Annotated in this window: 19 protein-coding genes and 1 pseudogene; 14 read left to right on the top strand and 6 right to left on the bottom strand. The window is 64.4% G+C overall.

Annotation, left to right across the window (positions count from 1 at the left end):
- Positions 1–44: 44 nt before the first annotated feature.
- Genes cyoB through cyoD form a run of 3 tightly spaced genes read left to right on the top strand, consistent with a single transcriptional unit; the run spans position 45 to position 3,119 of the window.
- The gene (cyoB, locus tag K309_RS0100975) at positions 45–2,048 is read left to right on the top strand and encodes a cytochrome o ubiquinol oxidase subunit I (RefSeq protein WP_029044672.1); all 2,004 of its coding nucleotides are present in this window, start codon (positions 45–47) and stop codon (positions 2,046–2,048) included.
- Complete coding sequence (gene cyoC / locus K309_RS0100970) at positions 2,041–2,697, top strand: cytochrome o ubiquinol oxidase subunit III (RefSeq protein ID WP_029044671.1); 657 nt, start codon at positions 2,041–2,043, stop codon at positions 2,695–2,697. The genes cyoB and cyoC overlap by 8 nt, the downstream gene beginning before the upstream one ends.
- Positions 2,694–3,119: a cytochrome o ubiquinol oxidase subunit IV gene (cyoD, locus tag K309_RS0100965; RefSeq protein ID WP_029044670.1), complete on the top strand. Its 426-nt coding sequence runs from the start codon at positions 2,694–2,696 to the stop codon at positions 3,117–3,119. Before cyoC ends, cyoD begins: the two co-directional genes overlap by 4 nt.
- A 66-nt stretch (positions 3,120–3,185) precedes the next feature.
- On the opposite strand, the gene K309_RS0100960 is transcribed toward cyoD, so the two are convergent.
- Complete coding sequence (locus K309_RS0100960) at positions 3,186–3,374, bottom strand: hypothetical protein (RefSeq protein WP_029044669.1); 189 nt, start codon at positions 3,372–3,374, stop codon at positions 3,186–3,188.
- A 327-nt stretch (positions 3,375–3,701) separates the two neighbouring features.
- Between K309_RS0100960 and K309_RS0100955 the strand changes: the two genes are divergently transcribed.
- Positions 3,702–4,070: a VOC family protein gene (locus K309_RS0100955; protein ID WP_029044668.1), complete on the top strand. Its 369-nt coding sequence runs from the start codon at positions 3,702–3,704 to the stop codon at positions 4,068–4,070.
- 60 nt (positions 4,071–4,130) lie between these two features.
- Here the strand turns inward: K309_RS0100955 and K309_RS0100950 are convergent, their stop codons facing one another.
- Positions 4,131–4,532, bottom strand: a complete 402-nt coding sequence (locus K309_RS0100950; protein WP_369796385.1) for a hypothetical protein — start codon at positions 4,530–4,532, stop codon at positions 4,131–4,133.
- Positions 4,533–4,773: 241 nt separating this feature from the next.
- On the opposite strand from K309_RS0100950, the gene K309_RS0100945 reads away from it, so the two are divergent.
- The gene (locus K309_RS0100945) at positions 4,774–5,346 is read left to right on the top strand and encodes a DUF2939 domain-containing protein (protein WP_035876525.1); all 573 of its coding nucleotides are present in this window, start codon (positions 4,774–4,776) and stop codon (positions 5,344–5,346) included.
- A gap of 76 nt (positions 5,347–5,422) precedes the next feature.
- Here K309_RS0100945 and K309_RS0100940 read toward each other — a convergent pair whose 3' ends face one another.
- From K309_RS0100940 to K309_RS0100930, 3 genes are read right to left on the bottom strand one after another with little or no spacing between them, the layout of a single operon-like run.
- Positions 5,423–6,373, bottom strand: coding sequence for an alpha/beta fold hydrolase (locus K309_RS0100940; protein ID WP_064737417.1), 951 nt, complete (start codon positions 6,371–6,373; stop codon positions 5,423–5,425).
- 30 nt (positions 6,374–6,403) lie between these two features.
- On the bottom strand, positions 6,404–6,625 hold the full coding sequence (locus tag K309_RS0100935) for a DUF2798 domain-containing protein (RefSeq protein ID WP_029044664.1): 222 nt from the start codon (positions 6,623–6,625) through the stop codon (positions 6,404–6,406).
- A gap of 56 nt (positions 6,626–6,681) precedes the next feature.
- Positions 6,682–7,332, bottom strand: coding sequence for a TetR/AcrR family transcriptional regulator (locus K309_RS0100930; RefSeq protein ID WP_232232285.1), 651 nt, complete (start codon positions 7,330–7,332; stop codon positions 6,682–6,684).
- A 226-nt stretch (positions 7,333–7,558) separates the two neighbouring features.
- On the opposite strand from K309_RS0100930, the gene K309_RS0100925 reads away from it, so the two are divergent.
- From K309_RS0100925 to K309_RS0100890, 7 genes and pseudogenes are all read left to right on the top strand, one after another.
- Positions 7,559–8,770 carry an NAD(P)/FAD-dependent oxidoreductase gene (locus K309_RS0100925; RefSeq protein WP_029044662.1) on the top strand — a complete coding sequence of 404 codons (1,212 nt, stop codon included), beginning with the start codon at positions 7,559–7,561 and terminating at the stop codon, positions 8,768–8,770.
- 196 nt (positions 8,771–8,966) lie between these two features.
- A complete protein-coding gene (locus K309_RS0100920; RefSeq protein ID WP_051320271.1) occupies positions 8,967–9,509 on the top strand; it encodes an SRPBCC family protein in 543 nt (180 codons plus the stop codon).
- Between the two features lie 329 nt (positions 9,510–9,838).
- Positions 9,839–10,789 carry a tripartite tricarboxylate transporter substrate binding protein gene (locus K309_RS0100915; RefSeq protein ID WP_051320281.1) on the top strand — a complete coding sequence of 317 codons (951 nt, stop codon included), beginning with the start codon at positions 9,839–9,841 and terminating at the stop codon, positions 10,787–10,789.
- Positions 10,790–10,835: 46 nt separating this feature from the next.
- A pseudogene (locus K309_RS41490) lies at positions 10,836–10,952 on the top strand (CoA-transferase); the annotation flags it as partial.
- A gap of 368 nt (positions 10,953–11,320) precedes the next feature.
- A complete protein-coding gene (locus tag K309_RS0100900) occupies positions 11,321–12,508 on the top strand; it encodes a monovalent cation:proton antiporter-2 (CPA2) family protein (protein WP_029044658.1) in 1,188 nt (395 codons plus the stop codon).
- Between the two features lie 53 nt (positions 12,509–12,561).
- Complete coding sequence (locus tag K309_RS0100895) at positions 12,562–13,599, top strand: hypothetical protein (protein WP_029044657.1); 1,038 nt, start codon at positions 12,562–12,564, stop codon at positions 13,597–13,599.
- 41 nt (positions 13,600–13,640) lie between these two features.
- Positions 13,641–16,007, top strand: a complete 2,367-nt coding sequence (locus K309_RS0100890; protein WP_029044656.1) for a DNA polymerase II — start codon at positions 13,641–13,643, stop codon at positions 16,005–16,007.
- A gap of 33 nt (positions 16,008–16,040) precedes the next feature.
- Here the strand turns inward: K309_RS0100890 and K309_RS0100885 are convergent, their stop codons facing one another.
- Positions 16,041–17,432, bottom strand: a complete 1,392-nt coding sequence (locus tag K309_RS0100885; RefSeq protein WP_029044655.1) for a hypothetical protein — start codon at positions 17,430–17,432, stop codon at positions 16,041–16,043.
- Positions 17,433–17,681: 249 nt separating this feature from the next.
- On the opposite strand from K309_RS0100885, the gene K309_RS0100880 reads away from it, so the two are divergent.
- Together K309_RS0100880 and K309_RS0100875 are read left to right on the top strand one after the other, a co-directional pair.
- Positions 17,682–19,070 carry a TrkH family potassium uptake protein gene (locus K309_RS0100880; RefSeq protein WP_255360094.1) on the top strand — a complete coding sequence of 463 codons (1,389 nt, stop codon included), beginning with the start codon at positions 17,682–17,684 and terminating at the stop codon, positions 19,068–19,070.
- A complete protein-coding gene (locus K309_RS0100875) occupies positions 19,060–19,758 on the top strand; it encodes a potassium channel family protein (RefSeq protein ID WP_029044653.1) in 699 nt (232 codons plus the stop codon). Before K309_RS0100880 ends, K309_RS0100875 begins: the two co-directional genes overlap by 11 nt.
- Positions 19,759–20,003 lie beyond the last annotated feature (245 nt).

The following is a 20,003-nucleotide window of genomic DNA, read 5'->3' as shown; positions in this document are numbered from 1 at the left end:
TACCATCGGCCACGGTTGGTTACTTCAGGCCCCAGGTGACAAACATGCCCGAGCGCTCGGAACTCGCCAATTTGATCTTCGGACGGCTGACGTGGGAAGCCATCCCGCTGCATGAGCCCATCCTGATCGGCACCTTCATCGCGGTCGTGCTGGGCGGGCTGGTGCTGGTCGGCGCGGTCACCAAGTACGGCCTGTGGGGCTACCTCTGGCGCGAGTGGTTCACCAGCATCGACCACAAGAAGATCGGGATCATGTACGTGATCCTGGGCATCATCATGCTGCTGCGCGGGTTTGCCGACGCGGTCATGATGCGCATCCAGCAGGCCATTGCCTTCGGCGACAACGCCGGCTATCTGCCGCCGCACCACTACGACCAGATCTTTACCGCGCACGGCGTGATCATGATCTTCTTCGTGGCCATGCCGCTGGTCACGGGGCTGATGAACTTTGTCATGCCGCTGCAGATCGGCGCGCGCGACGTCGCCTTCCCGTTCCTCAACAACTTCAGCTTCTGGATGACCACGGGCGGCGCCATCCTGGTGATGATGTCGCTGTTCGTTGGCGAATTCGCGCGCACCGGCTGGCTGGCGTATCCGCCGCTGTCCGGCATCATCCACAGTCCCGACGTCGGCGTCGACTACTACATATGGTCGTTGCAGGTGGCCGGGGTCGGGACATTGTTATCCGGCATCAACCTGCTGGTGACCATCGTCAAGATGCGCGCGCCGGGCATGACGCTGATGCGCATGCCGATCTTCACCTGGACCGCGCTTTGCACCAATGTGCTGATCATCGCCGCCTTCCCGGTGCTGACCGCGGCGCTGGCGCTGCTGTCGCTCGACCGCTACGTCGGCACCAATTTCTTCACCGCCGACCAGGGCGGCAGCGCCATGCTGTACGTCAACCTGATCTGGATCTGGGGCCACCCCGAGGTCTACATCCTGGTGCTGCCCGTGTTCGGCATCTTCTCCGAGGTGGTCGCCACCTTCTGCCGCAAGCGCCTGTTCGGCTATGCGTCGATGGTCTACGCCACGGTCGTGATCACGGTGCTGTCCTACCTGGTGTGGCTGCACCACTTCTTCACCATGGGCTCGGGCGCCAGCGTCAATTCCTTCTTCGGGATCACGACGATGATCATCTCGATCCCGACCGGCGCCAAGATCTTCAACTGGCTGTTCACGATGTACCACGGCAAGATCCGCTTCGAGGCGCCAATGCTGTGGACCATCGGCTTCATGGTCACCTTTGTGATCGGCGGCATGACCGGCGTGCTGCTGGCGGTGCCGCCGGCGGACTTCTCGCTGCACAACAGCCTGTTCCTGATCGCCCACTTCCACAACGTGATCATCGGCGGCGTGGTGTTCGGGCTGATGGCCGGCATCCACTACTGGTTCCCCAAGGCCTTCGGCTATCGCCTGGTCTCGTCGTGGGGCAAGGCCTCGTTCTGGTTCTGGCTGACCGGCTTCTACTTTGCCTTCATGCCGCTGTACTGGCTCGGGCTGCTCGGCGTGACGCGCCGGATGAACCGCTTCGACGATCCGTCGCTGCAGATCTGGTTCCAGATCGCCGCCTTCGGCGCAGCGCTGGTCGCCATCGGCATCGCCTGCTTCATCATCCAGCTGGTGGTCAGCTTCCTGCGACGCGAGGAGCTGCGCGACCTGACCGGCGATCCGTGGAATGGCCGCACGCTGGAATGGTCCACCTCGTCGCCGCCGCCGCAATACAACTTCGCCTTCACGCCAGTGGTGCACGACACCGACGCCTGGTGGCACATGAAACAGAACGGCTACACGCGTCCGCTGCAGGGCTTCAACCCCATCCACATGCCGAAGAACACCGCGGCCGGCATCGTGCTGGCGGGGCTGTCGACGCTGTGCGGCTTCGCGCTGATCTGGCATATCTGGTGGCTGGTGGTGGCGTCTTTCGCCGCGATCATCATCGGCGCGATCATCCATACCTTCAACTACAAGCGCGACTACTACATTCCGGCCGACCAAGTGGTCCGGACGGAGTCGGCGCGCACACAAGTGATGGCGGGCCATGGCTGAGACCACCTATCCCCAGTACGTGAGCGGCACCTCCGAGGCGGATGAAGTGCCGCCGGGGGGCTTCACCTTCCACCTGGCGGAAGAGCACCACCCGCAGAATGGCACGCTGCTCGGGTTCTGGCTCTACCTGATGAGCGACTGCCTGGTCTTTGCGTGCCTGTTCGCCGCGTACGGCGTGCTGGGCCGCGAATACGCAGGCGGGCCGAGCGGGGCCGAGCTGTTCGAATTGCCGCTGGTGGCGTTGAACACCACCTTCCTGCTGCTGTCGTCGATCACCTATGGCTTTGCCATGCTGCAGATGCAGCAGAACCGCATCGCCGGCACGCAGATCTGGCTGGCGATCACCGGCGTCTTCGGGGCGGCCTTCCTGGCGGTCGAGCTGTATGAGTTCGCGCACCTGATCCACCAGGGCGCCGGGCCTCAGCGCAGCGCGTTCCTGACCTCGTTCTTCGCGCTGGTTGGCACGCACGGTCTGCACGTGACCTTCGGCATCATCTGGCTGATCGTGCTGATGACGCAGGTGGCGCGGCACGGGTTGATCACCGCCAACAAGCGCAGGCTGATGTGCCTGTCAATGTTCTGGCACTTCCTGGACGTCGTCTGGATCGGCGTCTTTACCTTCGTCTACCTGATGGGGGCGCTGCCATGAGCGCACACGACGAGACGCTGGACGGCCACGGGCATGGCCACGAGCACGAGGAAGACGTAGGGCCTCATGCCACGCTGGGCGGCTACCTGACCGGCTTCGTGCTGTCGGTTTTCCTGACCGCGGTCCCGTTCTGGCTGGTAATGGGCGGGGTGTTCGAGAAGTCTTCCACCACCGCCATCGTCATCCTGCTGATCGGCGCGGTGCAGATCGTGGTCCACATGATCTATTTCCTGCATATGAACGCCAGATCAGAGGGTGGATGGAACATGCTGTCGCTGATGTTCACGCTGACGCTGGTGGTGATCACGCTGACCGGATCGCTGTGGGTGATGTTCCACCTGAACAGCAACATGATGCCGAAGATGCGTCACGAGCGCACCGTTGAACCCGGTGCGGCAATCGTGCCGCCCAAGGCGCCGTAACAGGCAGGGCAGAGGGCAGGACGTTCCTGACTGACCAGCATAGATACCCGCCCCCGCCAAGTGTCCTCAGATCACAGGGACATGCAACTGGCCATCAGTGCCAAGCACACGACCATCCGGCGTCGCCGGCAAATTGGTGAGCTCAAACGCCAGGATCTGCTGCGGCGTGCGATAGATGCCGCCATGTATCGCAGACATGGCGCTGGCGTCGAGGGTGCGGTGACCGGCAAGGTCGCGAATGGTCAGGGTGCTCATGACATTTCTCCCAAGGATTGGTGAGCGGCGTGCTCTGACAGGGCTTTGCAACCATCGTGCCTGTCGGGGGCGGGCGCAGCTTTCAGCATGGGAACGGCTGGGGCGTGACGCCGACGGCGCGGCGCATCCTGCACGGTGTTGGGCGGCGCCGCACACTAGTGCGATCGGTACGGGGAGCAATACCAACATCCCCAATCCGGAAGCCATCAAATCCTCGCCTTCCGCAATCGCAATGCCTTCGAGACCACTGAAGCCACCTTCAAACCGGACGCCCCTCGATGGACAGGCCAGGATCCTTGCTCAGGTCCGCACACCTCAGGAGAAAGCATGTTCGACCACGTCAAATTCGGAGTCAGCGATTATGCAGCGAGCAAAGCGTTCTTTCTCAAGGCACTCGAACCGCTCGGCGTAGCCGTTGTCTCGGAAGGGCCGCCGACGTACGGTGTCGAGCTGAGCTCAAAGCGCAAGGCTTCATTGTGCCTGTACCAAACCGAAGAGAAGCCGGCGCACCTTCACCTGGCATTCATGGCCGAGAATCGCCAGCAGGTCGAAGCCTTCTATCGCGCGGCTCTGGAGGCGGGTGGCAAAGACAATGGTGCGCCCGGTCTGCGCCCGCACTACCACGCGAACTACTATGCGGCTTTCGTCATTGGCCCGGACGGGCACAACATCGAAGTGGTTTGCCACGAACCTTGAGCCATAACGTAACGTTCCACCACGCGTTCAGCCGCTTCGTCCAGGGGAACTTGCGCCAGATCACCCACGCATCCGCAACAGATCGGCGTAAGAGACCAGCTTGCGTTCCTCATTAGCAAGCGCCTTTCGTTTGGACACCGGGCGGGTTGGCTGGCCGCGCTCAAACTTGGCGGCGGCACGTGCGTCCTCCCGCGCGTAGGTCTGCGCGGCTCTCGCTTCCGCTTTCAGGCGTTCAGCTTCCAGCCGCGCGGCAGTGCGTTCCTCTCGGGCAACATCCTGCACGGCCGACATGATTTCGGCTCTTAGCAGATCGCGCCTTTGCCTGGCAGCGGCACGGGCAGCCTGCAATTGCTCTTTCCTCTGCCGCAGCCAGTCTTTCCGGTTGACCGGCGCAGGCCTGGCCTCTGGGGGCACGCTCAGGCGCAAAGCCCTGCTGATTGAAACTCTCTCAGCCTGCAACATGCGCCGCGGTTCCTGCTTCGCATTTCTCACGCTGCATCACCCTCCCGGCACCACACGGATGCGGCACATGCATCACCAGTTAAAGTCCATGAACTCATCCCGGCAACCTTACCATAGGACTCCATCTCGGACCTGGATGAGGGCGGCTGCGGATCAACCGGTCGCTGGCGCCACGCTACAATTGTGGCTTGCCCGCAAGGCCGGTTCCACGCCCAGACAACACCATAACGCCCGGGAAGTCATGTTGAACAAGAAGATGTTGGTTGGAGCGACAGCCGCAATCGCAATTGGCGCAGTCACGAGCTACGCGAGCCCGTACTGGACCATTTACCAAATGCGGTCCGCCATTGAAACCCGGGATCCGGAGAAGTTTTCACGCTACGTCGACTACCCCGCGCTGCGCGAAAACCTCAAGGCCCAACTGCTCCTGTCGATCAATGCTCATCTGCAATCTCCGGAGTTGAAGGGCAACCCGTTTGCCGGACTCGGACAAATGATCGGCCTCGCCATGGTCAACACGCTGGTGGATACCATGGTATCGCCCGCTGGCGTCATGGCGCTGATGGCTGGTGAGAAGCCGGCCGCCCAACCCTCGGCACCGCAACCACAGGCGTCGGCGCCGGCGCCGGAAGCACCTCGCAAGGAAGCGGCAAGAGATACCTTGAAGTACGACGTTTCCTATCGGAGCTGGAACCTGGTTCAGGCGACGGCTACGAAAGACAACGGCGACGCGATCGTTGCCGATTTGCGGCGCGATGGGCTTTGGTCGTGGAAGTGGGTCGGGATCAAGATCCCCGATCTGGCAAGGCCATAACTGGCTGTGCCTGGGCGTTTAGCGCGATGCAAGCGGACTGGGTCGGACGGCCGGCGTGCGCCGCCTGCAATGTGATTCAACGAAATGCGGCGCGAATGTCTTCTATGGTGCGCCGGGGATCCTGCAGGTGCGGGTAGTGCCCGATGCCCGGCAGAGCGGTGAACTCGGCGTGCGCCTTCTGCGCGAATTCGATGCCCATTTCTTTCCGGATATAGATGTCCTTCTCACCCCAGACCACCTTGACCGGTGTCTTCAGCCGGTGCAGGTTCGCCTCCAGATACGCCTGGTCCCGCGTGAAGTGCGAGTAGTAGTGATAGAAGGCGTCGGCAGACGTCATGGCGCCCTGGCTCCATCCGCGGGCCATGTCTTCCTGGAGTTCGGGCGAAATGTCGAACTGCGCTTGCGCTGGCAGGCCGCGCCGGTAGGCGTTCTGGAGGACATCGTCGCGATTCCGGTTCAGCTGCGCGCGAGCCAGTTCGGCCGACGGCTGAGATTTCAGGCTTTGCAGGCTTTCGTACATGTACTGTGGCCTGTCGAGCGGGGCGAAGTCGCCGACGATGATCGTTCTCGCAATGTCCGGTGCGTCGAGCGCCAGAAGCAAGGCCGGCAGCGCGCCGATATCGGTTGCGTAGATGGTCAGCTGCGACGTGTCGATGCCGGCCTTGCGGATGTATGCCTCCAGGACTCGGGCATAGTCCCGGGGCGCATAGGAAAACCTGTCCGCCGTTGGACGCGATGAGAGCCCGTAGCCAGGCCAGTCGATGGCATGCACTTCGAAGCTATCGCCCAGCGACAGGGCGATGTCCTTCCATGCGTAAAGGGTTTCGGGGAATCCGTGCAGGAACAGGACGGTCCCTTTCGCGCCGGGGTGGTGCACGATCATCCGTCTCAGCGAAATGTCCGCGTCAATCTCGATCCATCCGATATCGGGCTGTCGTGGCTGGGTGGAGGGGGCGGCCTGGGCGATGGCGGCAGCGCCAAGGATGAGAGCGAATGCAAGCAGCCGCTGCAGCAAGGATCTGGACATGTCAGCAGTTCGTGGAAATGGTATCGCACATCAATGGACCCAGCGCTCGACCTGCTCTTGCAGGCGCGGGCCGACCAGCAGGATGGCGGGGATCACGATCACATAGCCGATGCCCCAGGAGCGCAGCCAGGTCAGCGCAAAGCCATCGGAGAATCCCATATTGAGAGCGAGCAGGGCGAACGAGATGATTCCCGTGGTGACGACACCCATCGACAGCGCGAAGGCGATTTTCCGTTTCAGTTGCACGTTCATGGCTACTTCCTTTACTTTGAAAAAATACCGATTGGTATATTCTTGCTCAAAAAAAATCAAGCGAGATCGGCGATGGTTTTCTTCACCGCCGACATGACGGCCTGGTTGTACGCCGCGTTGCCGGTGAGCCGGGAGATCATGATCGCGCCCTCGATCAGTGCGATCAGCGTGACGGCAGTCTCCTCAGGGTCGACGTCTTTGCGGAACTCCCTGGCGGTAATGCCTGCCTTGATGACCGACACGAGGTTTGCTTTCCAGCCCCGGAAGGCCGCCATCGCTTTTTCCCGCAGGGCAGGGTGGGTGTCGTCGGCCTCAACGGCCGTGTTAAGAAGGGGGCAGCCGCCTTTCGGGAAACACTCAGGAAGATTCCCATACACGCCGGTCAATGCCAGCAGCTTTTCCTTGCTGGTGCCCTTGGAAGCCATTTCATCACGCACGGCGGATAGCACCTGCTTCCAGTTGTGGTCGAATGCTGCCAGCGCCACCTCTTCCTTGTTGGCAAAGTTGCCATAGACACTGCCCTTGGTGAGGCCAGTGGCTTCGGTCATGTCGGCCAGTGATGTTCCGGCATAGCCCTTTGTGTTGAAAATGGGCGCTGTCTTCTCGACGATCAGCTGGCGGGTGCGTTCGGCTTTATTCATGCAGCCCAGAATATACCAATCGGTATTTTTGTCAAGGGCCGCACGCCCATGTGATGGATGGTTCATCCCTCACGCACGGGCTGGACGGCTGTACCCCTAGACATTGCCGGATGGCTTCATGCCGCCTGGAGATGCGTTCACCAACGCGCAGCCTGGTGCGCGCGTTCGCTTCGCGTCACTGGCGATAAAAAAATCTTGCACTTCAAAACTACGACTAATATGATCGTAGTTATGGGTCGTGCTTTGGCTCGGCCCTGTTACCAAAACCGAGGTTTGATTCAGGAGCTTGAAGATGTCCCAACGCATTCTTGTCATCGGCGCCGGCTTTGCCGGCATGTGGAGCGCACTGGCTTCGGCCCGTCTGCTTGACCAGGTCGGGCGCACCGACGTGGAAATCGCGCTGGTCGCGCCGGAACCCGAACTACATGTCCGCCCGCGTCTCTATGAGCAGAATCCGAACGGGATGAAGGCGCCGCTGCAGGAAATCTTCAAGGCCGTCGGCGTGCGGTTTATCCAGGGCAGGGTGGAACACATCGATGTCGCGAACCGCGCAGTGAGCATTGCGGGCGTCGGCGCGGATGGCTCGCGCCACCGACTCGGCTATGACCGCCTGGTGCTCGCCGCGGGAAGCCGGTTGTTCCGTCCGCAGATTCCCGGCCTGGACCAGCATGCGTTCAATGTCGACCAGGTCGCCGACGCGGCGCGGCTCGAAGCGCATCTCCATGGCCTGGCCAGTTGCCCGGAAGGCGCCGGGCGCAATACGGTAGTCGTCGCGGGCGCCGGTTTCACAGGCATCGAGACTGCCGCGGAAATGCCGGCCCGCCTGCGCGAAGTCCTGGGCGAGGACGCCGCCGTGAACGTGATCATGGTGGAGCGCAATGCCGAGATCGGACCTGACCTGGGCGCGGGGCCGCGGCCGGTGATCAAGCAGGCGCTGACGGAGCTGGGCGTGACCTGGAAGCTCGGCTCCGGCGTAGCGGCGGTCGACGCGGCCGGCGTCACCCTCGAGAACGGCGCGCGCATCGAGGCGGCCACGGTGATCTGGACCGCCGGGGCCCGCGCCAGCGAACTTACCGCGCAGATTCCGGCCGAGCGCGATGGCTTTGGCCGGCTGCACGTGGATCGCGATCTGAGGGTAAGGGGTGTGGAGTCGGTGTTCGCCACCGGTGACTGCGCCTATGCTGCGACCGATGACGAAGGCAACTTTGCGGCGATGTCGTGCCAGCACGCGATGAACCTCGGCCGATCGGCAGGACACAATGTGGCAGCGGACCTCGTGGGCGAGACGCTGATCCCGTATAGCCAACCGAAGTATGTGACCTGCCTGGACCTGGGGCCGTGGGGCGCTGTCTACACGGAAGGCTGGGACCGGCAGGTAAAGCTGACCGGAGGCGTCGCCAAGGCGCTGAAGACACGGATCAATACCGAGTGGATCTACCCGCCGAGCGCGGATCGTGCGGAAGCGCTGGCGCTGGCTGACCCGCGCCGGATCGTTGTTGCCTGACCCGGCGCAGGAAGGAAAGAGGGTGATCCAGCGGATCGCCCTCTTGGCATTGCATCCGCGCAGCATCTGCGCGCGCTGATGAAGGACAGGGATAACTAAGATTTTTTTCAATCGTAGTATTGCGCCTGTGCAAGTCCGGGGCGAGCTGCCGGGGCGCCTATAGTGGAAGCCGGCACCGCTCCCGGCTCTGGATGTCATGCCCCTCCGAAAGACTGCCTTCCGCGCCCTGGCGGCGATCTGCGTGATTGCCGTGCTGCTCTTCGCGCCACTCCCCTGGCAGCCGATGACAAGGATCCACAGCGAAGTCACGATCCAGCGGCCACCCGCTGAGGTGTTCGCCTATGTCTCGACCCCTGCCACCTGGCCGGCGTGGCATCCGTCGTCGCTGGCCGTGCGCAGCGCCACCGACCATCCGCTGGAAATTGGAGATGAGGTGACGGAGGACTTCAGGGTGGCGGGGCGCGAGGGGACGGTGGTCTGGAAGGTGGCGGAGCGACGGCCGCCGACCCTCTGGCGCATCGACGGCACGATCGATGGCAGAAAAGCGGGGACAGTGACATATACGCTGACACCGTCCGGTACCGGCACGCGGTTCGAGCGCGAGTTCACCTACCAGGCGCCGACCTTGCTGTTCTCGCTGCTGAACTGGGCCGCGCTGCGCAAGCAGGTCGATGCCGAGTCGACGGAAGCCGTGCGGCGCCTCAAGGCCAAGCTCGACGGCGGCGCGCGGCTGGAGTAGTAGCGCGCTCCGCAGTTGCAGAAATCGCGGTAATGAGGCCAGAAATCGGTGTCAAAACGCGAAGAAAAGTTGATGCACAGACCAAAGCGCCAGATTTTTCGCAAGAAGTACGGGTAACGTGCCACAGCGTACCCACGGGTTTTGTCAGAGCGAAGGCTTCTTTTGCGAATCGTGAATTCACATTGCCCGCACGGTCGATTTATCGTCCCTGGTGCCGTGATAGCGCCACATCATAGAAACACGGCGTGACCGATAAAGGAGACGCAATGAAGCAGACTCTGGATGTCCTGCGGCTGGCGCGCGCCAGCCTGGCACTGGTGGCGACGCGGATGGCAGGGGCGGTCGGCGTGACCGTTATGGTAGCCCCGGCCGCAGCGTTGGCAGCATATCCTGACAAGCCGATCCGGCTGATCGTGCCGGCGGCTGCGGGAGGCACAACGGATATCGCGTCGCGCCTGGTCGGCAAGCGCATGGGCGAGTTGCTTGGCCAGCCGGTGGTGGTGGAAAACCGCGCCGGCGGAGGCGGCATCATCGGCGCGCAGGCGCTCAGGCAGTCTGCCGCCGATGGCTATACCCTGATGATGGGAAATATCGGGCCCAATGCCATCAACTACAGCCTTTACCGCCAGTTGCCCTACCGCGCAGAGTACTTTGCGCCGATTACCATGGTGGTGTCGGTGCCCAATGTACTGGTAGTCAATGCCAACGTGCCGGCCCGTACCGTGGCCGAACTGGTCGCGCTGGCCAAGGCGCAGCCCGGCAAGTATTCCTTCGCCTCCTCAGGCACCGGCCAGTCGGTCCACCTTTCCGGCGAACTGTTCCGCAAGCGCACTGGCACTGACCTCATCCACGTGCCCTACAAAGGCGCAGCACCGGCCGTGGCTGATCTGGTGGCCGGACAGGTCACCATGATGGTGGACAATCTGCCCAGTTCGCTGCCGCATATCCAGTCGGGCAAGCTGCGCGCGCTGGCTGTGACCAGCGCCAGCCGCGTGCCCGAGCTGCCTGATGTGCCCACCATGAAGGAAGCCGGCGTGGACGACTTCCAGGTGACGGCATGGTTCGGCCTGGTGGCGCCGGCCGGCACGCCGCAGGAGGTCATCAACCGGCTGCAGAAGACCGTGGCCGGCATCCTCGGCGAGGCTCAGGTCAAGGCAAGGCTGTCGGAGCTGGGCGGTATCTCCGGCGGCGATACGCCTGCCCACTTCGGCAACTTCATCAAGAGCGAGCGCGAGCGCTGGGCACGCGTGGTCAGGGACACCGGCATTCCGCAGCAATAAGCCAACAGGCCGACGGGGCTACGTTGGCTGCCACGAGACCATCAACATGATCGACAAGACTGTGGCCTCACTGGAGCAAGCGGTGGCGGGCATCACTGACGGAGCCACCGTGCTGGTGAGCGGCTTCGGCGGCTCCGGCATTCCCGGTGCGTTGCTTGACGCGCGCTGGTTCGGGCGGGCGTTCGCCCTGCCGGGCGCCCGCCTGGCGGTTTTCGCTGCTGAACCGGGCGGCGCTGCGCAGATATGTCGAAGCGGAGTCGGCAAAAGCCATGCGCCGCCTCAAGGTCAAGCCCGATGGCGGCGCGTGGCCTGGGCAGATTGCACGGCGTCGGTGCATCCTGCTGCTGCGTGTGCCTCCGGGCGCGCGCGGGGCGGGCCGGTGAGCGGCGCTCGGCTTGCACTTCGGCGTGGATGATGTAATACATATCCAGGCCATGGCCTCGCGCAGAAAGTCGGCTTTTGTTCGCCCGGCAGCGAGGGACCGCCAAACGACTCGGGCTATCGCCCCGTCATTTCCTCGGGAGGGGATTGATGGAACAACTGCTGGTTGACGCGGTAATCTTCCTCGCCGCGGCACTGATTGCCGTGCCGCTGTCGGTGCGCTTCGGCTTCGGCTCCGTGCTGGGCTATCTGATCGCCGGCGCAGTGATCGGCCCCTGGGGACTGAGGCTGGTCACGGACGTCAACTCGATCATGGACGTGTCCGAACTGGGCATCGTGCTGATGATGTTCATCATCGGCATTGAAATGGAATTCGAGAAGCTGTGGGCGATGCGCCGCTCCATCTTCGGCTACGGCGGGATCCAGGTCGCGCTGTGCGCGGCGTTGCTGGCGCTGATCTTCATTGTCTTCGGCGTGCAGTGGCGGGTTGGCGTGGCGGCCGGGTTTGCGCTGTCGCTGTCTTCCACGGCGATGGTGATCGCGATCCTGGAACAGAACCGGCTGATGGACGCGCCCGTCGGCCAGTCCAGCTTTGGCATCCTGCTGTTCCAGGACATTGCCGCGATCCCGATGATCGCGCTGTTACCGTTGCTTGCGCCGGTTGAGGCGGACGCCGGCATGTCGAGCGGCTGGGCTTCCGCGGCGAAGGCGCTGGCCATGCTGGCAGCGGTCGTCGTCGTCGGGCGCTTCGTGCTGAAATATGTGCTGCGCATGATCCAGCGCAGTGGCACGCGCGAGATCTTTACCATCTTCGCGCTGCTCTGGGTCATCGGCATCGCGTTGCTGATGCACGTGGTCCACCTGTCGATGTCGCTCGGCGCGTTCGTGGCCGGGCTGCTGCTGGCCGGCTCCGAATGCCGCCACGAGATCGAATCGGACATGGCGCCCTTCAAGGGCATCCTGCTCGGCCTGTTCTTTATCGCGGTCGGCATGTCGATCGATTTTTCGGTGCTGGGCAACAAGCCGCTGCTGGTGGCGGTGCTGGTGGTTGCCCTGGTCGTGGGCAAGTTCCTGGCACTGATGTACCTGGCAAAGCGGATCGAATTGCCGCGCCAGCATCGCATCTACTTCGCCATCCTGCTGTCGCAGGGCGGTGAATTTGCCTTTGTCGTGATGGGCGCTGCGCAGGCGGCGAACCTGATCGATGCCGAGCAGCTCTCCGTCGTCACGGTCGTCGTTGCGCTGTCGATGGCGACGACACCGCTGCTGCTGCTCGCTAACCGCAAGCTGCCGCGCACCCGCGCGGCACCGCGCGAGGCTGAGGCGGATGGCCAGTAGCGGCCTGAGTTCGCCAGCGCCGCAAGCAAACCGATCCTGGGAGATGCCGAGCGATGACTGTCCTCAACTGGCTGCGCCGTCGCGGCAAGCATCCTGACGGGGCGCGCGATGCAGGGCGCGCCGCGCTGGTGGAGCGCGTGACCAGGCTCTGTCCGTACGTGCGGCTGGTAAGCGGCTATCGCAAGCGGCTTGTCCCGGCGCTGGCCATCGCAGACCGGTACGTGCGCGATGTCTTGGCGGGCTTGCCGCCGGCGTCGGCGGCAAGCGAGGCCACGTGGAACAGCGATCCGTATATCCATGCTTTCTTTGGCACGGCACAGGACGTCATGCCGGTGTTCAGCCGGTCGCCGGACCTGCGCGACTATTTCGGCAGTTCCTCGGCCGCCGCCGAGGCCTATTGCGTGCTGGGGATGGACAAACATGAGCGCCGTACGCTGGGCGTCGCGCTGGAGGGCGACGTCATGCGCACGGAGGTGCCGCAGACCACGGTCAGTTTCACCGATCACCGGGTCCGGATCTGCGCGGCGACCGAAGCGGCGCTGCGCGAGGAAATCGCCAGCCGCATGCTGGACCAGTTCGCGCTGCAGGCGCTGGCCGACGTCGCCAGCGGCACGTCCCGCCGCGACCGCATCGAGCACGAGCAGACACTGCTGACCACGCGGCTGCACCTGCTGGAAAAGCAGGGCTTTGGCATGCGCAGCGTACTTGGCGAAAGCAGCGACACGCAACCCGGCGAGTCCGAGCGGCTGCGGGAGCAGGTGGCACAGAACGAGGCCGCGCTCGCCGCCCTTGGCGCAGCAGGGGCACAGGGCGGCCGGGCCGGCATGCCGGAGAGGCAACTGCAGGTGCTGGTCGACGTGCTGACGCATGCCGAAGCCAGCTTCACGGTGGAGCGGGAAGCGGTGCGGCTGAGTCCGATGAACATCGTGCTGCCGCCCGGCAGCGCCGGGCCCGGCGCTGAGCTCCAGCTGATAACCGCGCGGGTTCCTGGAGATCCGCCGCTGGTCCGCACCTTTGCGCTGGTGTGCGTGTCCCGCGCCGGGATGCTGTCGCCGATGCAGTTGCTCGATGACGCGGCGCGCATGCTGTAACGCTAAAATCATCCCGATAATGGTTTCCGGAAGGCTTAAGCGTGGCACACCAGCAGGGTTTCATCCTGACCCGACATTGGCGCGATACCCCCGCCGGCACCGAGGTCGAAGTCTGGTTGGCCACCGACGACGGGCCGCGCCGGCTGCGCCTGCCGTACCAGCCATCGATTGCATTTATCCCTGAGGCACAGCGCGAGCGTGCCGAGGCGCTGCTGCGCCGCGAGCGCGCGGCCGAGCTGCGTCCGCTCAAGCTGCATGACTTCAAGGGCAGGCCGGTCATGGGCCTGTATTGCCAGCAGCATCGGCAGCTGATCCAGCTTGGCCGATCGCTGCGCGATGCCGGCGTGGATGTCTACGAGGCCGATATCCGCCCGCCCGAGCGCTACCTGATGGAGCGCTTCATCACGGCCCCGGTCTGGTTCGAGGGCGAGCCGGAAGGCGACGGCGTGCTGTGCAACGCCCAACTGAAGCCCGCGGCGGACTACCGCCCCACGCTACGGCTGGCTTCGCTCGATATCGAAACCAACGCATTCGGCGAGCTGTATTCGATCGCACTCGAAGGCTGCGGCCAGCGCCAGGTCTATATGCTTGGCGCTGCGCCGCGGGAGCCGGCCGCTGTCGATTTCTCGCTCGAATACTGCGCGACACGGCCAGAGTTGCTGGAAAAACTGAACCAGTGGCTGGCCCACCACGACCCCGATGCGATCATCGGCTGGAACCTGGTCCAGTTCGACCTGCGCGTGCTGGTCGAGCATGCACGACGGTTCCAGCTGCCGCTGCGCCTCGGCCGCGGCGGTGCGGAAATCGAATGGCGCGAGCACAACGCGCAGCAGCACTATTTCTGCAGCGCGCCGGGCCGGCTGATCATCGATGGCATCGAGGCGCTGCGTTCCGCCACGTGGAGCTTCCCGTCGTTCAGTCTCGAATCGGTGGCCCAGACGCTGCTTGGCGAGGGCAAGGCGATCGACAACCCGTACGACCGCATGGATGCCATCGACCGCATGTTCGAGCAGGACAAGCCGGCGCTGGCGCGCTACAACCTGCGCGATTGCGAACTGGTGACGCGGATCTTCGAGAAGGCGGAACTGCTGTCGTTCCTGCTGGAGCGCGCCACGGTCACGGGCCTGCCGGCCGACCGCAGCGGCGGTTCGGTCGCGGCGTTCACGCATCTCTACATGCCGCTGATGCACCGCCAGGGCTATGTCGCGCCCAACCTCGGCGAGCTGGCGCCGGAGGGCAGCCCCGGCGGCTTTGTCATGGATTCGCGGCCGGGGCTCTATGAATCGGTGCTGGTGCTGGACTACAAGAGCCTCTACCCGTCGATCATCCGCACCTTCCTGATCGACCCGATCGGCCTGGTCGAGGGGCTGGCGCATCCTGACGATGCCGATTCCGTCCCCGGCTTCCGCGGCGCGCGCTTCTCGCGGACCAGGCACTGCCTGCCGGCGATCGTCGCGCGGGTCTGGCAGGGCCGCGAGGCGGCCAAGCGCGACCGCAACAAGCCGCTCGCGCAGGCGCTCAAGATCATCATGAACGCGTTCTATGGCGTACTGGGCTCCAGCGGGTGCCGCTTCTTCGATCCGCGACTGGCCTCGTCGATCACCATGCGCGGGCACGAGATCATGCGGCAGACCCGCGCGCTGGTCGAGGCGCGCGGCTACGAGGTGATCTACGGTGACACCGATTCCACCTTCGTCTGGCTGCGCCGCGCGCGCACGGAGGCCGACGCGCAGCAGATAGGCCGCAGCCTGGTGGCCTACGTCAACGACTGGTGGCGCGACCACCTGTGGCAGGTCTATGGCCTCGAAAGCGCGCTCGAACTGCAGTTCGAGACGCACTTCCGCCGTTTCCTGATGCCGACCATCCGCGGCGCCGACCTTGGCAGCAAGAAGCGTTACGCGGGCCAGGTGGAGCGGCCAGACGGCACGGCCGAGATGGTGTTCAAGGGGCTCGAGACGGTGCGCACGGACTGGTCGCCGCTCGCGCAGCATTTCCAGCAGACGCTTTATGAGAAGGTCTTCAACCGCGAGCCGTACCAGGATTATGTGCGCGACATCGTGCGCCGCACGCTGGCGGGAGAGCTCGACGGCCAACTGGTCTATCGCAAGCGGCTGCGGCGCAAGCTGGAAGAGTACGAGCGCAACGTGCCGCCGCACGTGCGGGCTGCCCGCATCGCCGACGACTACAACGAGCGCCACGGGCGCCCGCGCCAGTACCAGCACGGCGGCTGGATCAGCTATGTGATGACCATCGCCGGGCCCGAACCGCTCGAATGCCGATCCGCGCCGATCGACTATGAGCACTACGTCGGCAAGCAGCTGCAGCCGATTGCCGACGCGATCCTGCCGTTCCTGAACGACGATTTCGAGCGGCTGTTGTCGGGGCAGATGACCTTGTTTGCGCAGTAGGGCAGCCTCGTAGCACCCTGGCACCCTGGCACGTCAGGCGCCGGTCCCGTCGCCGGCCCTATTTATCGCGGCCATCAGGTCGTCAGGATGAACCATCAGTTCGCGCACTTGCCGCAGTGTCGGATATTGGTTGAGCACGCTGCGCCAGCGGGGCGACTCCAAAAGCTGGTGCCAGACCGGCGCAAGCGCGGCTGGATCCGCGGCTTGCGCGTGCGCCAGCGCGCTGGCAAATTCAAGACTGGCCTGTGCCGACAGCAGTTGCATCCGGCTGGCAGCGCCGAGCAGGCGTGGCCTGGGCTCGGCAGGCGCATCGCAGCAATACAGCACCGTGCCGGCAAGGCCGTCCGCGTCGGCGCGCAGCGCGCTGAGCGCGGCACCGTGCAGGCGCACTGTCCCTTGCTGCGTCTCGAACGCATAGACGACGTCCTTGTCGGCATGCGCCAGCAAGCGCAAGCCGCGCAGCAGCTTGGGCAGGTCAGTGGTGGCGGCATCGACCGAAGCCTTGGCTTCCGCGAGCAGGCAGATGTCCCACGCTGGCGTTTCCGCGATCGGCAGCACTTGCCGCAGCAGCACCACATCCCATTCGGTCTTGGCGCGTTCATGCGTGGCGGGGATCGAGGCCGGTACGCGCATCGAAGTCACGACGCGGTATGAAACCTGCGCTTTCTCGGCCTCGTTGAGCCGCTGCGCCAGCGCCCGCAGTGCCTGTGCGGCCAGTGCTTCGGTGGCAGCGCCACGCTGGCGCGCGGTGACGCCTTGCGCATTGGCGCCGGCGCTTCCGGCGCGGGGGGCATGCCGGTCCCACAGCGTCTGGTATTGGCGAACCAGATCATCCGACGCCAGCGCTTCCAGGCGCTGCAAGCGCTTCAGCGCGGGATCGTCGAGCAGCCGTGTCAGGCCCGGCGCTTCGTTCGCTATCCCCTGCATATCGAGCAGAGTGCGCGCGGTGTCGTGCAGCGCGGACCACGATGACGCCGAGGCGGACGCGTGAAGCCGGGCCAATGCCTCGCGCTGCGGACCCGGCGCGATGCGTTGCTGGCGGCCCGGATGGGCGATCGCATTGACCGCCTGCCGGACCTGGCGGCCATCCTGGCCGGCGCCCGCGGACAGCGACGCATACTCGCGCACATGCGCCGCGCGGTGCCGCATGACCATGGCCTGGAACACCGGGTCGCCAGCGCCCGCGCGCAGCGCTTCGCGGATCAGTTGCGCGAGCGCGTCGATGAAGCGGTCTTTCAGGGCCGCGGCTGGCGTTTCGCCGCGTGCAGTGGCCGCGCGGGCCTGTTCGATCGCAAGCGCGAGCGTCGTTGCCGGGCTAGCTGGGTGCAATTTGGAGATCGCGGCGGCGCTTGCCGGCAGGCGATAGCGGCGGGCGACGGTGCGAAGCGTTGCATCGAGTAAAAGGGGCGCGGACAACGGTGGCATGGCGAGGGGTGGCACAAAGAGGCAGCACAGGGGCGATGCTCGCCGGACTGGTCAAGTCTCGGCAATCGGCAAAGGTTTGTCCATCGTGCCATCGTGAAGAGGGATCGCGGTACGTAATGCCGGATTTCCGACATGCGGCGCGTCGCCGGAGGTCAATGTGTCGCCGGTGCAGTTCAGCCATCCGGCCTTCGTTGACCAGGTGCGCCGGGCGGCCGTCTGGCAATCTACAGGCCTGACAAAGGGTGTGCGGTGTTGCGGTGCTGCGCTGCACACATGGATTTGTGGCGTGCCAAGGCACACAATGCCTGCATGAGAGCTTCCATGCATCCTGCCCGCGCCGTCGCCATGGGGTTCCTGCTGGCCATCGTGGCGGGCAGCGTGCTGCTGATGCTGCCCTGGTCGCGCGCCGGCGGCGGCAGCGTGCCGTGGCTGACCGCGTTCTTCACGGCGGTGTCCGCGGTGTGCGTGGCCGGGCTGATCGTGGTCGATACCGGCACGTACTGGTCCGGATTTGGCCAGGCGGTCATCATGGTGCTGTTCCAGCTTGGCGGATTCGGCATGATGACGGCGTCTACGCTGCTGGGGCTGATGGTCAACCGCTCGCTGAGGCTGCGCACCAGGTTGATGACCCAGGCCGAGACCCGCGCGATCGGGCTGGGCGATATCGTCGGCGTGGCCAGGCTGGTGCTGGTGGTGACGATCGGGATGGAACTGTTGCTGGCCGCCTGGCTGGCGTGGCGGCTGCATTTCGCCTACGGGGCGCCGTGGGGAGACGCCGCCTGGAACGGGCTGTTCCATGCCATTTCCGCCTACAACAATGCGGGCTTCTCGACACATGCCGACAGCCTGGTCCGCTATGCGGCCGACCACTGGGTGCTGCTGCCGGTAATGGTGGCGGCGCTGGTCGGCGGTATCGGCTTCCCGGTGCTGCACGACCTGCGCAACAAGCCCTTCCGCCCGCACCGCTGGTCGCTGCACAGCAAGCTGACGCTGGCCACCACCGGTGTGCTGTTCCTGGTGGGCCTGGCCGGCCTGCTGATGTTCGAGTGGGCCAACGCACGCACGCTCGGCCAGATGGCCACGGGGCAGAAGCTGTTGTCGGCGGCCTTCGCCTCGGTCTCCGCGCGCACCGTCGGCTTCAATACCATTGACATCGGCGGCCTGACCCATGAAAGCATGGCGCTGCATTACTTCCTGATGTTCGTCGGTGGCGGCAGCGCCAGTACCGCGGGCGGCGTCAAGGTCGGCACCATCGCGATCCTGGCGCTGCTGGTGATTGCCGAGATCCGCGGGCGCGGCGACAGCGAAGCCTTCGGGCGCCGCGTCAGCAGTTCGGCGCAGCGGCAGGCGATCACGGTGCTGGTGCTCGGCAGCGCGCTGACGACGATCGGGACGCTGGCCATCCTGTTTGTCACGGAATTCCCGACCGACCAGGTGATTTTCGAGGTCATCGCGGCCTTTGGTTCCGCGGGCCTGTCGACCGGGATCACCGCCGACCTCCCGGCTTCTGCCCATCTGATCCTGGCCGGGCTGATGTATGCCGGCCGGGTTGGCACCATCACGCTCGCGGTATCGCTCGCCATGGGCGAGCGCCGTACGCCGTACCGTTACCCCGAGGAGCATCCAATTGTTGGCTAGATTGTTTTCCGAACAGTTCGCCTTTTCAGCAGGCGATAGCGTGGCCGTGATCGGGCTGGGGCGCTTCGGCGGTTCCGTGGCGCAGTCGCTGATGCGGCTGGGCCATGACGTCATGGGCATCGACAAGGATCCCGACCTGGTGCAGCGCTGGTCCAATGTGCTGACCTGTGCGATCCAGGCCGACTCGACCGATGTCAATGTCATGCGCCAGCTGGGGGTGGCGGATTTTTCACACGCCATCGTGGGCATCGGCACCGACATGTCGTCCAGCCTGATGACGCTGATGGCGCTGACCGAGCTGCAGATCCAGGACATCTGGGTCAAGGCCTTTACAGCCGAGCACGGGCAGATCGCGCAGCGCATCGGTGCCCACCACGTCGTCTACCCGGAAGCGGACATGGGCGCGCGGGTGGCCCACCTGATCACGGGCAGGATGATCGATTTCATCGAGTTCGACGACGGCTTCGCCATCGCTCGGATCCATGCGCCGGCATCCACCCATAACAAGACCTTGCTGATGTCACATGTACGGGAGCAATTCGGCGTGACGGTGGTGGGCATCAAGCGAGGCAACGCGGAGTTCGAGCACGCCACGGCGGCTACCATGGTGCTGCCCGGCGACCTGCTGGTGGTGTCGGGCCTGACCAGCAAGATCGAGCGCTTTGCCGGCAGTTCGGAGAAGGGGTAGGGCGAGCGCGCGCCACAGAGACCGGACGGCCACTGAATTCCCCTCAGCTTGAGCTGATGCTGGTCCACGCAGGTCAAGCAAGCCATTCCCCAGCGACTCGGCCATAGGAGCGAATCTAACGATCCGCTCGTCCCTTCACGGCCTTCTGCTCCCCTTCGGCTCCGTAGTGCCGTAGTGACAATCCGCAAGATGCTCCTGTCGGCACTTTTCGCTACACGCAGGCCCAATCTTTACGCGTTCTTTAT

This window comes from Cupriavidus phytohabitans (assembly GCF_000426345.1).
Classification (GTDB): Bacteria; Pseudomonadota; Gammaproteobacteria; order Burkholderiales; family Burkholderiaceae; genus Cupriavidus.
Note: the sequence above shows the minus strand (reverse complement) of the source record. Positions and strands in the feature narration are given on the sequence as shown.

What these genes read in the sequence shown, in the direction of transcription:
- cyoB (WP_029044672.1), top strand. Translation starts at nt 45, where the DNA reads ATGCCCGAGCGCTCGGAACTCGCCAATTTGATCTTCGGACGGCTGACG.
- cyoC (WP_029044671.1), top strand. Translation starts at nt 2,041, where the DNA reads ATGGCTGAGACCACCTATCCCCAGTACGTGAGCGGCACCTCCGAGGCG.
- cyoD (WP_029044670.1), top strand. Translation starts at nt 2,694, where the DNA reads ATGAGCGCACACGACGAGACGCTGGACGGCCACGGGCATGGCCACGAG.
- K309_RS0100960 (WP_029044669.1), bottom strand. Translation starts at nt 3,374, where the DNA reads ATGAGCACCCTGACCATTCGCGACCTTGCCGGTCACCGCACCCTCGAC.
- K309_RS0100955 (WP_029044668.1), top strand. Translation starts at nt 3,702, where the DNA reads ATGTTCGACCACGTCAAATTCGGAGTCAGCGATTATGCAGCGAGCAAA.
- K309_RS0100950 (WP_369796385.1), bottom strand. Translation starts at nt 4,532, where the DNA reads ATGTTGCAGGCTGAGAGAGTTTCAATCAGCAGGGCTTTGCGCCTGAGC.
- K309_RS0100945 (WP_035876525.1), top strand. Translation starts at nt 4,774, where the DNA reads ATGTTGAACAAGAAGATGTTGGTTGGAGCGACAGCCGCAATCGCAATT.
- K309_RS0100940 (WP_064737417.1), bottom strand. Translation starts at nt 6,373, where the DNA reads ATGTCCAGATCCTTGCTGCAGCGGCTGCTTGCATTCGCTCTCATCCTT.
- K309_RS0100935 (WP_029044664.1), bottom strand. Translation starts at nt 6,625, where the DNA reads ATGAACGTGCAACTGAAACGGAAAATCGCCTTCGCGCTGTCGATGGGT.
- K309_RS0100930 (WP_232232285.1), bottom strand. Translation starts at nt 7,332, where the DNA reads ATGAACCATCCATCACATGGGCGTGCGGCCCTTGACAAAAATACCGAT.
- K309_RS0100925 (WP_029044662.1), top strand. Translation starts at nt 7,559, where the DNA reads ATGTCCCAACGCATTCTTGTCATCGGCGCCGGCTTTGCCGGCATGTGG.
- K309_RS0100920 (WP_051320271.1), top strand. Translation starts at nt 8,967, where the DNA reads ATGCCCCTCCGAAAGACTGCCTTCCGCGCCCTGGCGGCGATCTGCGTG.
- K309_RS0100915 (WP_051320281.1), top strand. Translation starts at nt 9,839, where the DNA reads ATGGCAGGGGCGGTCGGCGTGACCGTTATGGTAGCCCCGGCCGCAGCG.
- K309_RS0100900 (WP_029044658.1), top strand. Translation starts at nt 11,321, where the DNA reads ATGGAACAACTGCTGGTTGACGCGGTAATCTTCCTCGCCGCGGCACTG.
- K309_RS0100895 (WP_029044657.1), top strand. Translation starts at nt 12,562, where the DNA reads ATGACTGTCCTCAACTGGCTGCGCCGTCGCGGCAAGCATCCTGACGGG.
- K309_RS0100885 (WP_029044655.1), bottom strand. Translation starts at nt 17,432, where the DNA reads ATGCCACCGTTGTCCGCGCCCCTTTTACTCGATGCAACGCTTCGCACC.